Origin of the sequence: Nostoc sp. C117, from assembly GCF_043099735.1 — a bacterium.
GTDB lineage: Bacteria > Cyanobacteriota > Cyanobacteriia > Cyanobacteriales > Nostocaceae > Nostoc.
The window spans coordinates 1,272,075-1,284,544 of the sequence record NZ_CP170991.1 but is presented as its reverse complement, the minus strand read 5'-3'; the positions used below and the strand labels follow the sequence as shown (position 1 = coordinate 1,284,544).

The following is a 12,470-nucleotide window of genomic DNA, read 5'->3' as shown; positions in this document are numbered from 1 at the left end:
AATTTAAGGAGAAATATGAATGAATACTAGTAAACATTCCGATATCGAAATAGAAATTTTACTTTTTGGGAAATGGCGTTTTGATACGTATTCAGAAAAAATAACCATTGATTTTAGAGATGATATGACTTACGAGCAAACCAGGGTTCAAATACATCTTTTCTCGAGACCTAAAGAACTTTTAACAGGTAATAAGTTTACTGGGGTATGGTACGTAAGTCAAAAAAAATTGCATTTAAATGTTAGAAATATGCCAAAATCATTTTTGAATTTTAGGATACCACTAGCTTTTAAAATTTCTCTTGCAGACATTGCAGCTACTTTAAGTTCTGTATTGATGGCAGAAATTTATGAAGTTATGAGAATTAATAGCTCTAATTTTCTCCTAAAGGATAAAGAAGAATCAATTGTGGGAACAAAAATAATTAATAGTAGAACACCGTTTCAATAACTAGAAATAAATAGAAGATAGCATTACAATTAATTAAGCGATCGCCATATTTAAAATCCTAAATTTTTGCTTTAGTTCAGAAATTAATCTTGACAACAATTGAAAGCATCCAGGCATAGCTCATGGTAGACATCGCTCCTCTGAATCTCAAGTTATGATGTACTCGAACACCGTGCAGCATACAGCCTAAAATTTTGCATGAAAGTAGCAATCTTCAGTACAAAAGCCTACGATCGCCAGTTTTTGTCAGCTGCAAATTCTCTCACTCAACATGAGTTAGTCTTTTTTGAACCCCGTTTAAATCGGGATACCGCTATCCTCGCCGCTGGATTTCCAGCGGTTTGCGTATTTGTCCACGATCAGGTTGATGCGCCAACTTTAGAACTACTCGCCTCACGGGGAACTCGCCTAGTTGTGCTACGATGTGCTGGATTTAACAATGTAGACTTACAAGCAGCAGCAAACTTGGGGATTATTGTTGTGCGTGTTCCTGCTTATTCACCCTATGGTGTAGCAGAACATGCTGTGGGATTGATTTTGAGTCTAAATCGGAAAATTCATCGTGCTTATAATCGCGTCCGGGAAGGCAATTTTTCCTTAGATGGACTTTTAGGATTTAACTTACATCAGCGTACAGTGGGGATTATCGGCACCGGCAAAATCGGTCTGATTTTAGGACAAATTATGAAGGGATTTGGTTGTCACCTACTGGCCTACGATGTGTATCACAATGCCGAATTAGAGGCATTAGGCGGCAAATATGTAGAATTGCCTGAGTTATTTGCCAATTCTGATATTATTTCCTTGCATTGCCCCTTGACTCCCGAAACCCATCACTTGATCGATGCTGAAGCTATAGAACAAATCAAGTCAGGCGTGATGTTAATTAATACCAGCCGAGGAGCGCTGATTGATACTCAAGCAGTGATTGAAGGACTGAAGTCTGGTAAAATTGGCTATCTTGGTGTGGATGTTTACGAACAAGAATCCGAATTGTTCTTTGAGGATTTGTCTGGCGAAATCATTCAAGATGATATTTTCCAACGTTTGACAACGTTCCCGAATGTACTGATTACCGGACACCAAGCCTTTTTTTCTGCAGAAGCTCTACACAATATTGCAGAGACAACTTTTGCTAATATTACAGATGTTGAACAAGGTCGTCCCTGTGCGAATGAAATCCGCGCTGAAGTGAAAGTTAGCTAAAGAAGCGATCGCTACTTCACCAACTGCTATAAACGATATTTTCCAGATTTACCTGCCATAATGGGACAATTTAAGTGTTCCCAAAATATGGGTAATGAAAAAGCCTGATTTATGCGTATTCAAATAGCTGTAGTGGCGATCGCAGTCATGTTAGTGGTGGTCAAAAATCCACAGGTTTTTGCACAATCACAAACTTCTACTGAGAATGGGAAAAACGGTATTGGAACCCCTGAATCTACCATCCAGATAGAGAGAGGGTATGCTAAATATGGTGATTATCAAGGACTGAGTTCAGTAGATATCCAAGCAATGGAACTCTCCCAAAAAGTTGTCAAAGATATCCAGATTCGTTTTATTAACAATCGAGGTCAGGTATTTGATGACAAAGGTCAACCAATCATTGGGCGTACCCAGAAAAATTTTATCATTGGTCTGCTGAGACTCAAACCTGGTGAGGTATTCAGTGAAGATTTACTTGCAGCGGACTTACAAAGATTGAGGAGATTAGAGTCATTTAATCAAGTCAATGTTTATCGACAAGAAGATGGCTCTAGCATTAACATTATTTATGAAATCCAAGAGCGGGGATTTCCGGCTCTAATTTTAGGAGGCGGTAATAATGATGATGTTGGGCTTTATGGTCGAGTCGGTTATAAAGATGCAAATGTCAGCGGTCTGAACGATAAATTAGATACAATTGTGCAAATCAGTAGTAAAGATGTCCAGTTTGATGGCCAGTTTACTAGCCGTTATCGTTCTCAAGAACCAAACCGCTTGGGTTATACCATTAGAGCTTTTCGTAGTCGAAATACATCGGGAACCTTCAACAAAGATATTAGATTATCTAACGGCGATGAAGTGCGCGAGGGAAGGTTTGGCGGTTCTGTGGGAGTTTTAAAATCTTTCGATAACTGGGATGCAACTGTAGCTCTCAACTATACCAGAATTAGCCTACGGGATGCAGAATACAACGTTGCCCAAGTCGATAGATTAGGAAGTCCTTTATCTGTCAGTGGTACTGGCATTGATGACTTATTTACAGTATCCTTTGCTGTATCTCGAGATCAACGCGATCGCCGAGATAACCCCACCCAAGGATCGATCCTTACCCTCAGCACAGAACAAGCAATTCCCATTGGATTAGGCAATATTTCCAGCAATCGACTACGAGGAGACTATATTCAGTATTTCCCAGTCAGCTGGATAGGTAATGGTAGACCAACCGATAATCCAGAAATGTTGGCGATTAATTTGCAAATTGGTACAACCATTGGAGATTTTCCACCAGCTGATGCATTTAATATTGGTGGGCTGGATTCTGTCAGAGGTTACGGTTATGGTAAAGTTGCCAGTGGTCGGAGTTATGGCTTAGCTTCTGTCGAATATCGTTTCCCAATTTTCCAGTCAATCGGAGGAGTTATCTTTACTGACTTCGGCTCAGATTTCGGATCTAGCGACACCGTACTAGGAGAACCGGGAGTGCTGCGAAACAAACCTGGAAGTGGCTTTGGTTACGGTTTAGGATTGCGAGCAAACTCACCCTTTGGGCTAATTAGAGGTGATTTAGGAATAAGCGATCGCGGAGAAGTTAGATTTGAAATTACCACAGGCCAACGATTTTGATACAGCAGGAGTCATCAGTTAGGAGTATTTATGTCAACCATCCAAACAACTGTGATTCTCGCCATGACGGCTGATGGAAAAATCAGTCCTGTAGATTCTAAAGCACCACGTAATTCTTTTCCACTCGATCACGCACACCTTGAGTATCAAGTCTCTCTCGCCGATCTAGTTTTAATGGGAGCCGGGACGGTTCGGAATGAAGGGATAGCCTTTACAATTGAAAATCCCGAACACTTGGCAGCACGTAAATTTCGGGGTCAGTCTCCCCAGCCTATTACCTGTGTGGTGACAGCTTCGCTTAATCTACCACCGGATATGAATTTTTTTAGCCAAGACATTGAGCGATGGATATTTACGACACAGAGTGCTTTAGAGCGCAGTTCTCATACAACAAGGCTCCACCAGCTAGCCGAATTAATTCAACTGGGTGATACAGATCTCGATTGGGATCGAGCCTACGACATAATGGCACAGCGGGGTATCCGCAAAGTTTTTGCTTTGGGAGGCGGCTCTTTAACAGCTACTTTAGTGGAAGCAGGGCGAATTGACGATTGGTGGTTGACCATTTTGCCCGTCATTTATGGAGGAGAGAGTGCGCCTACTCCTGTAGATGGCAAAGGTTTTCTTCCCAGTGCTGCTCCTAAACTCGAACTCATGGAAACTCGTCAGGTTGGAAGTGAGTTATTCTTGCACTATCGCACACTCAAGTGAGAATGTATTTTGTATCCATAAACGCGTAGTGGCTTCCCACAGGCTATAAAAACTAAACTATTATCAAAAGCGCTCTCCTTTCGGAGAGCGCCTTTTAGGTTACTCTTTAAGTAGTTTTATCAACCAGGAGGCCAGTCTAACTGCCGTCCTCCCAAGATATGCAGATGTAGGTGGTAGACCGTTTGACCACCATCATCACCAGTATTAATAACAACTCGATAACCGTTTTTCAGTCCAGCTGACTCAGCAACATGTTTGGCGGTTAACAAAAGATGCCCCAACAAAGCAGAATCCTGAGATTCAGCATGAGCTAGTGTGGCAATAGGTTTTTTGGGAATGACGAGGATATGAACAGGTGCTTGGGGGTGGATGTCTTTGAATGCCAACGCTAAATCATCCTCATAAACAATATCAGCGGGAATTTCTCGACGAATGACTTTACTGAAAATCGTTTCTGTATTTTCACTCATGGCAATCTACCTAATTATCTGCTGGAGATTTTAAAAGTTTAATGCGATCTCAGAAATACTTGGAAGAATCTCAAGTAAATCAATTGTGAGCGTTTATGCTGTCAAAATAGGCTTAATACCAATTTTTTATGAAGCTGCATATAATTCGATCCCCCCTAGCCCCCCTTAAGAAGGGGGGAACCAGAAAAACATCTATTAAAGTCCCCCTTAAAAAGGGGGATTTAGGGGGATCAAGATATGTGCAACTTCACGTTAAATTGGTATAAAAGTAAAGGTGTCATGAAGATTACTAGGAATTTTTGTATTGAGACAGCCAGATTCAGCAATTCAGAAAGTCGTAATCTCAACCTAGAATTTAGGTATGTGGGCGAGTAATTTCCAGCTTATGAGCGCAGCAGCAGGTAGTACAGCATTTTTATAGGTAACTGATGCTTCTCTAGCAGTCATCGATTAGTTGACCGTAGGTTACTTTCTTGAAGGGAATAATTCACAGTACAAAATACTCGTTAATATGATAATGTCTTCCATAGATCGGATTATTCTACCCCAACATAGAGATATTAACGCTTAAGTAAAGGGTGGAATTTTGATATTTGAAAAGTTGCACATCCCGTATATCAATGCTTTAGAGGTTTACATGAAACAGTCAAAATACTATTTTGTGTTTTTTACGGTTATTGTAGTCAGCATTTTCATGCGTTTCTTTTTGTTGTCGAATCAAAGCCTTTGGTTTGATGAAGGCTGGAGCTTAGCTTTATCTGATGGTAAAACTTTTCAAGCAAATCTCTCGAATATTATAAATCGAGAAGCTGGTGACAAATATCAACCACTTTACTACTTAGCATTGTTCTATTGGCGATCGCTCTTTGGGGAAAGTGAATTTGCCATTCGTTCTCTCTCAGCTTTGCTTGGAGTTGGTTCAGTAGTTACCATTTACTTTACTTGTCTACGTCTTTATGGAAAACAACATGCGTTCTGGTCATCCATAATTCTAGCGGTTAGTTCTTTTAGCGTATTCTATAGCCAAGATGCTAGACCTTACTCATTATTAATATTTATCGCTTCACTTCAGATATATTTCTTTAGTTATTCAATGAATGATGATGAGAGTAATAAGATTATTCCACAAGTATTTTTTGGCATTTTTACTGCTATAGCAGCCTTTGGCAGTGTTCTAACAATAATGTTTAGTACAGCCATTTGTTTGTCTCATGCGATTGTCTATAGAAATTTCCAAGAATGGCTCAAATGGTGGATACTTCCAGTAATTTTTTCTTCACCAATGATTTGGTTTTATTTGTCTTCGCCTGCTGTATCCGATCCAACAGCTACCTCAGTTACTCGTACCGGATTACCCATAATTGAAAACCTTATGTTTGTAATCTACGGTATATTAGTTGGGACATCCTATGGACCACCATTGGAGAGATTGCGCGATGATAACAAAGTACAGATTGTGCTTGGTTATTGGCCGGAGTTACTAATACTTTTTATTGTCACTACTGTACTTTTCGTAGCTTTAGCAATTAGTTTATTGAAAGGCCATAAGAAAAAAATATACCAACGTGCTGATTACTTATTTGCATCAATTTTGGTCACATCATTTGTGCTATCTTTTCTGTTTGCCACACTAACTAAAATTAATTGGTTACCACGTCACTCTTTTTATCTCTGTATACCACTTTTCATTCTCCTGCCATCAGCTTTTTTGCAAAAATATCAGCCTGAAAACAAACTTTATATCTTGTCTCAAATTGCCAGAATGGCTATGATTTTTCTGTTAATTATGAATGTTTATTCAAGTTTTAATTACTATTTAAATCCAGAGTATGCAAAAGATGACTACCGATCCGCTGTTCATTATCTGATCAAAAATCGAGATGAATCTGCAAAATCTGTATTGTTTTTGGGACAACCTAGATTATTCCAATATTATGGAGATTCATCGACTTTATATTTACCGGACTATATTCTCAAAACAATCAATGGAAAAAATATCGGAGAAAAAGTTAGTACATTCACTAATAATGCAAATACTGTATTTGCCATATTCAATCGGGAATATTCTGGGACTCTAAAAGGTAATTTTAGAAGTGAAATGAGTAGTTTATATAACTTGACAGATGAGCATAGTTGGCCTTATATGAAAATATATCAATTTACCAGGAAAAAATAAAGGTCTGAAAACTAAGTGCTGCTTTTGGTGAAGCCAGAAACAAGAGTGTGAGGTGCAGGGTGTAGGAAGAATTAGTGTTTGCTCTGTACCCACCACTTAGGAATAAGAATTAAATAACATACAATTTATGTCCCTGGCTTACCTCACCCTCAATCCCTCTCCTTATAAAGGAGAGGGAAGCTAGAGACAAGATGAAGTTTTGCATCTTTCTTATTTAATCCACGTTCCTTAGTTAACTATATATACTAAATATTTATAGCTCTGCCTAAATCACCGTTTTCAAGGGGATGAACTGCGTTATTCTGCATTTATCAGGATCTCAAACTTTCAGTTACGCTGAACACGAATGACTAACGCATTCACAGGTAAAGCTCCAATTATAATTGCACACCGAGGTGCTAGCGGCTATCGTCCAGAACATACTTTAGCTGCTTATGAATTAGCGATCGCACTTGGGGCTGACTATATTGAACCAGATTTAGTTTCCACAAAAGACGGTGTTTTAATTGCTCGTCACGAAAATGAAATTTCTGAAACTACCGACGTTATTAAGCATAAGGAATTTGCTCACCTTCAAACCACCAAAATAATTGATGGAGAGTCAAAAACAGGCTGGTTTACCGAAGACTTTACCCTTAGAGAACTGAAAACACTACGAGCGAAAGAGCGAATTCCCCAACTGCGATCGCAAAATATCGTCTATGATGGATTATTTGAAATTCCTACATTCCAAGAAATCATTGATTTAGCTAAGAATAAAAGTGCCGAAATTAATCGTGCGATCGGCATTTATCCAGAAACTAAGCATCCAACTTACTTTAAATCGATTGGGTTAGCCCTAGAAATACCTCTATTAGAAATTCTAACAGCTAATGATTATCAAGGAGCCAATGCACCTATTTTCATCCAGTCTTTTGAAGTGAGTAATTTACAATATTTGTCTACAAAAACTGAATTACCTTTGGTGCAATTGCTAAATAATAGTGGTCAACCGTATGATTTTGTCGTTAATGGAAACGAACGCACTTATTCAGATTTAACAAGTTTATCAGGTTTAGAAGAAATTGCTAAATATGCACAGGCGATCGGCGTTCATAAAAATCTGCTGGTTCCCAAAGAGAACAATGGTAAATTGCTCTCACCGACATCTTTAGTTATGGATGCTCATGCAACTGGTTTGCTGGTTCATGTCTGGACTTTTCGCAATGAAGATTACTTCTTACCGCTGGACTTTCAAGGAAATCCCCAAGGCGAATACGAACTATTCTTCAGTTTAGGTATTGATGGCGTATTTAGCGACTACCCAGATATGGCTTTTTTTGTGAATGAAAACCTTCGGTTTAAGCTTTCTTCTCCATAAATATCAATAGTGGAGGAGTACGGAAGAAGTTGTGCTTAAAATGCACTGACACGATAGCATAGAAGTAGGAAATACTATAATTGAGAAGCGTGTATGCTAAAGATGTCTTTCATGAGGTTGTCAAAATAGCTTTACAAAAGGATGGTTGGCAGATAACTCATGACCCCCTTACGTTTAACTTGGGTGGTGTAAAAATGTCTATTGATTTGGCAGCAGAAAAACTGATTGCAGCAGAAAAAGAAAACGAAAAAATTGCTGTTGAAGTCAAGAGTTTTCTAGAAAAGTCGTCTGCTATCTCGGAATTTCACACCGCGCTGGGACAATTTATCAATTATAGAGGTGCATTAAAGCGACGAGAACCAGAGCGTATTTTATATTTAGCAGTACCTTTTACGACTTACACAACATTTTTTAAACTTGATTTCCCTAAAGAAATGGTAGAGGAAAATCAAGTAAAAATGATTATCTATAATGTTGAGAGTGAGGTGATTGTTGAATGGAAAAAATAGCACGATATCGCCAAATTGTACAACAGATACTTTCAGAATATGGTAAGCAAAAACCTGCTTACGGAAATATTGAAGTTGAAACAATTTTTGATACAGAACGCGACCATTATCAAATCGTTTATATAGGGTGGGAAGGTCAAAAGTGGGTACACAGTTGCATCCTGCATATTGATATTAAAGATGGCAAAGTTTGGCTGCAATGGAATGGTACTGAAGATGATATTGCAGTTGATTTGGTTAATGTTGGAGTTCTAAAAGAAGATATTGTTTTAGGATTTCACTCACCGTTTATGCGGCAGTTTACGGAATATGCTGTGGGTTAATGTCCAAGTGTAAATGATAAACTGAGGTTGAATGTGTCTAATTTATATGAAATACTACAAAAAATTAAACAAAGACCTGCTTTGTATTTAGGGAAGGGTTATTTGAGTCATCTACAACTATTTTTAAATGTTGATTATCGCTGGATTTAGTGCGGATTTTACCTGCTTACGTGAAAGTAGTAAGACCTAATCTTTCCTCTGATTGTAGCTGGGTGAAGACGCACGACAAATTTTGATGTTTGATGAATAATTTATCTGCCATTGTAATCGAAGATGAAATATTGTTGGTTTTTATGTTTGTTTTGTTGGGTGTAACGGCTATTTGAGATGATTGGTAAAGCTTTAAATTTATCGTAGCTGTCACATACCCAGGAACAATCAATGCCCAAATGATAGACCATGACAGACTCTTCAAAGAACTCCTGACTAACTTCTTTCCTGAATTTATCGAGTTATTCTTTCCCAGTGTCAGCGCATATTGGGAAAGGGACTCAATTGAATTTTTAACCCAGGAAATATTTACCGATGTCACCGAGGGAGAGAAAAAAATTCTCGATATCGTTGTTAAAGCCAAATTTAGCAATCAGGATACTGTATTTATCATCCACACCGAACACCAATCATACTCCCAAGTAGCTTTTGAGCGACGAATGTTTGCATACTTCGCTCGTTTACATGAAAAATATGCTTTCCCAATTTATCCCATCGTCATTTATTCCCACGACTCTCCACAAACACCAGAACCGAATTGCTATCGCATCGATTTTCCCAACAAGAAAATTTTGGAATTTAATTACGAAGTTATCCAGTTAAATCAATTACAATGGCAAGCTTTTGTAAATCAGCGAAATCCCTTAGCTAGTGCATTAATGTCGAAAATGCGGATGGATTTGCAGGAACGTCCGATAGTTAAGCTAATGTCGTTACAGTTGCTTGCGAGTTTGGGATTAAACCCAGCACAAATGCAATTAATATCGGGATTTATTGATACCTATCTCAAATTAAACCCCGAAGAGAAAAAACGCTTTGAAGAAGAACTTGCTACGATTGAACCAAGACAGCAGGAGGATGTTATGCAAATAGTCACCAGTTGGATGGAAGAAGGTATCGAACGAGGTATTGAACAAGGGAGAAAGCAAGGAGAATTAGCTTTGCTTAACCGTCTACTTAACCGTCGTTTTGGTTTACTGTCTCCTCAACTGCAAGAACGGATTGAGAATTTGCCAATTGCACAATTGGAAGAGTTGGGTGAAGCGCTGCTAGATTTTACCACTATTGCTGATTTGGAAGCTTGGTTTGCAGGTAAGTAAGAGGGTACAATCTCAAATCTTGTAGGCTGCTGTTAGGGTAGCGTAACGCACCATTCTCTATTATCGCCTCCATCATAAATTGGTGCGTTACGTCTTTGGTTTATTTCGTTACGCTTAATTATCCGAAGCTATATCACTACAACAATTCGGTGATGGAAAATAAGCGTTGTCTGTCTATTTTCTGAAGCTTGATTTTTTCAGCATAGAAAGCCTGATAATAAAATTGATACTTCTCTGGTTCTGCTTCTGGATCGGTTTGCTGCCATAGTTCTAAAAAGTGGCGATAGCGTTTTTCGAGCATTACCAAATCCATGCAAGCGATCGCAACTTGAACTACTTGGGGAGTAAGCAACTAGCAAATGATTTAGCTGAGATAACTAAGATTCGTGACAGCCTTAATCACTAAATCTTTGTACTTCTTGTATGGAAAAATTACGCTGTTCGTTTAACTCCAGATACCGCTGTTTTTCGGCTGGAAAAGCCTTACCATAGTATTCATATCGCTCCGGTTCAGCTTTCTCATCACTTTGTTTCCATTGTTCCTCTAAGTGACGGTAGCGCTTTTGACTCATCACCAGTTCCATACAAGCGATTGCAGCTTGAACCACGTGCGAGGTACGCAATATTTCTTTCTTGCTTTTCTCATTTAGATGAAACAAATGGGAAACTAATTCCAATTCCTCTGCCAATTCTAGATATCTGTCTTGCAGATTTGATATTAAATTTATCTGCCCCACCTTAAACTCTAAAATCTGTTGCCACAAAAATCGGTGATGAGAAAGGCTAAATTCTAAATTTTGCCCCTCTAGTTTGTCAATAATCGCTTGTCGCTGTTCGGGACAATGTAGGTAAATCTTCAGCAATAAAGCCTCTGCCAGTTCTAAAAGACTGCCTCCGGTAGGAGCATTGATTTGATTAACGTTTATAGGTTGCTTCTTGCGTAAAGACATTGGCTTACGGGAAGTGGCAACTGGCGCAATCTGAGTTAAAAGATTTTCTACTCGTAAGGGTTTAAGTATATCATCTCCAAAACTGAGTATTTCAGCACACTTGTCAATGTAATAGTCGCGTGTATCAATATTATTAATGTTTTTTAATAACTTTACTAGCTGTTTGGAGACTTGTTGAAAATCGGTAGCCTGTTTTAAGTCGCGGTTTTGAATAATTTGTTGAATTTGCCAGTCTAGCCAAAGTGGGGCATTTGCTAACAGTTCTCCATAATTTTCTGGAGTGTGGCTATGCAAGTATTCATCAGCATCTTTGCCATCAGGTAAATTGAGAATTTTTAATTGAACTTCTCCTTTATATGCTAATTCAGCAATTTCCCCGATCGCTCTTTCGGCTGCATTGGTTCCGGCTTTATCGGCATCAAAGTTCAGTACTAACTGCTTCGATTCGGTGTAGCGTAATATTAGCCGCACTTGTTCTAAGCTTAAGGCTGTACCCAGTGAGGCAACGGCGTTATTAATCCCGGCTGCGTGGAGGGCGATCGCATCAAAATATCCCTCTACTACCACTGCTTGATCGAGTTGAGAAATCCCACCTTTGGCTCGATCGAGGGCGAATAATGTTTTACCTTTACTAAAAAGTTCCGTTTCTGGTGAATTTAAATATTTGGGTTGCTCGTCAGTCAGAGTTCTACCACCAAAGGCAATGACACGCCCTTGGACATCGCGGATGGGAATCATCAGGCGATCGCGGAACACATCATAATAACCGCCGCCTTCTTTACGTGGCTTAATTAATCCCGCTTTTTCCACCAGTTGCGCTGGGTAATGTTTGTCTTGCACCAAATAGCGAGAGAGAGTTTCCCAACCCGCGGGGGCGTAACCTAAACCAAATTGCTGTATTGTTTCTTCTTTCAATTTCCGGTTAGATTGCAAATATTCAATTGCTTTTTGCCCTTGGGATTGTCTGAGGGCGTGTTGATAAAACTGTGCCGACGAAGCCAGAACTTCATATAATTGTTCGCGCAAAGACAGCTGACGCTGTAATTCTTGGCGTTGTTCGGGTTCCAGGGTTTGCACAGGTACTTGGTAACGCCGTGCTAAATCCAGCACCACCTCAGGAAAAGAACGTTTTCCCAACTCCATCACAAACTTAATGGCATTTCCCGTAGCTTGACAGCCGAAGCAATAGTACATTTGTTTGGTCTGGCTGACAGTGAAGCTGGGACTTTTTTCGTCGTGGAAGGGGCATAAACCGACAAAATCCTTGCCACGCTTGCGTAAAACTACGTACTCTGATACGACATCTACAATATCAGCGCGTAGTTTCACTTCTTCAATTGTGTCTGGGTGCAAGCGGGGGAATTGCATATTTAGGCATTAT

Annotated in this window: 12 protein-coding genes; 9 read left to right on the top strand and 3 right to left on the bottom strand. The window is 39.3% G+C overall.

All coding sequences use genetic code 11. From position 1 onward, the window contains the following. Nucleotides 1–19: 19 nt before the first annotated feature. From ACFG4S_RS06775 to ACFG4S_RS06760, 4 genes are all read left to right on the top strand, one after another. Entirely contained in the window at nucleotides 20–451 is a 432-nt protein-coding gene (locus ACFG4S_RS06775) for a hypothetical protein (protein WP_392534061.1), read from the top strand. Nucleotides 452–649: 198 nt separating this feature from the next. Then, nucleotides 650–1,657 (top strand): 2-hydroxyacid dehydrogenase, encoded by a 1,008-nt coding sequence (locus ACFG4S_RS06770; RefSeq protein ID WP_392534060.1) that lies wholly within the window; start codon nucleotides 650–652, stop codon nucleotides 1,655–1,657. A 111-nt stretch (nucleotides 1,658–1,768) separates the two neighbouring features. Further along, a complete protein-coding gene (locus tag ACFG4S_RS06765) occupies nucleotides 1,769–3,280 on the top strand; it encodes a BamA/TamA family outer membrane protein (RefSeq protein WP_392534059.1) in 1,512 nt (503 codons plus the stop codon). Nucleotides 3,281–3,310: 30 nt separating this feature from the next. Then, on the top strand, nucleotides 3,311–3,991 hold the full coding sequence (locus tag ACFG4S_RS06760; RefSeq protein WP_392534058.1) for a RibD family protein: 681 nt from the start codon (nucleotides 3,311–3,313) through the stop codon (nucleotides 3,989–3,991). Between the two features lie 119 nt (nucleotides 3,992–4,110). Here the strand turns inward: ACFG4S_RS06760 and ACFG4S_RS06755 are convergent, their stop codons facing one another. Next, complete coding sequence (locus tag ACFG4S_RS06755) at nucleotides 4,111–4,461, bottom strand: histidine triad nucleotide-binding protein (protein WP_392534057.1); 351 nt, start codon at nucleotides 4,459–4,461, stop codon at nucleotides 4,111–4,113. 637 nt (nucleotides 4,462–5,098) lie between these two features. Here ACFG4S_RS06755 and ACFG4S_RS06750 point away from each other — a divergent pair. The 5 genes from ACFG4S_RS06750 to ACFG4S_RS06730 all read left to right on the top strand — a co-directional run bounded on the left by ACFG4S_RS06750 (nucleotide 5,099) and on the right by ACFG4S_RS06730 (nucleotide 10,139). Beyond that, the gene (locus ACFG4S_RS06750; protein ID WP_392534056.1) at nucleotides 5,099–6,637 is read left to right on the top strand and encodes a glycosyltransferase family 39 protein; all 1,539 of its coding nucleotides are present in this window, start codon (nucleotides 5,099–5,101) and stop codon (nucleotides 6,635–6,637) included. A gap of 346 nt (nucleotides 6,638–6,983) precedes the next feature. Continuing rightward, nucleotides 6,984–7,997 (top strand): glycerophosphodiester phosphodiesterase, encoded by a 1,014-nt coding sequence (locus ACFG4S_RS06745; protein WP_392534055.1) that lies wholly within the window; start codon nucleotides 6,984–6,986, stop codon nucleotides 7,995–7,997. Between the two features lie 89 nt (nucleotides 7,998–8,086). Then, a complete protein-coding gene (locus tag ACFG4S_RS06740) occupies nucleotides 8,087–8,506 on the top strand; it encodes an element excision factor XisH family protein (RefSeq protein ID WP_392535926.1) in 420 nt (139 codons plus the stop codon). Then, on the top strand, nucleotides 8,494–8,829 hold the full coding sequence (locus ACFG4S_RS06735) for a XisI protein (protein ID WP_392534054.1): 336 nt from the start codon (nucleotides 8,494–8,496) through the stop codon (nucleotides 8,827–8,829). Before ACFG4S_RS06740 ends, ACFG4S_RS06735 begins: the two co-directional genes overlap by 13 nt. Nucleotides 8,830–9,218: 389 nt before the next feature. Continuing rightward, nucleotides 9,219–10,139, top strand: a complete 921-nt coding sequence (locus ACFG4S_RS06730; RefSeq protein WP_392534053.1) for an Rpn family recombination-promoting nuclease/putative transposase — start codon at nucleotides 9,219–9,221, stop codon at nucleotides 10,137–10,139. Between the two features lie 136 nt (nucleotides 10,140–10,275). Here ACFG4S_RS06730 and ACFG4S_RS06725 read toward each other — a convergent pair whose 3' ends face one another. Further along, a complete protein-coding gene (locus tag ACFG4S_RS06725) occupies nucleotides 10,276–10,491 on the bottom strand; it encodes a hypothetical protein (protein ID WP_392534052.1) in 216 nt (71 codons plus the stop codon). Between the two features lie 43 nt (nucleotides 10,492–10,534). Continuing rightward, nucleotides 10,535–12,457, bottom strand: a complete 1,923-nt coding sequence (gene dnaG / locus ACFG4S_RS06720; protein WP_392534051.1) for a DNA primase — start codon at nucleotides 12,455–12,457, stop codon at nucleotides 10,535–10,537. Nucleotides 12,458–12,470: the final 13 nt, after the last annotated feature.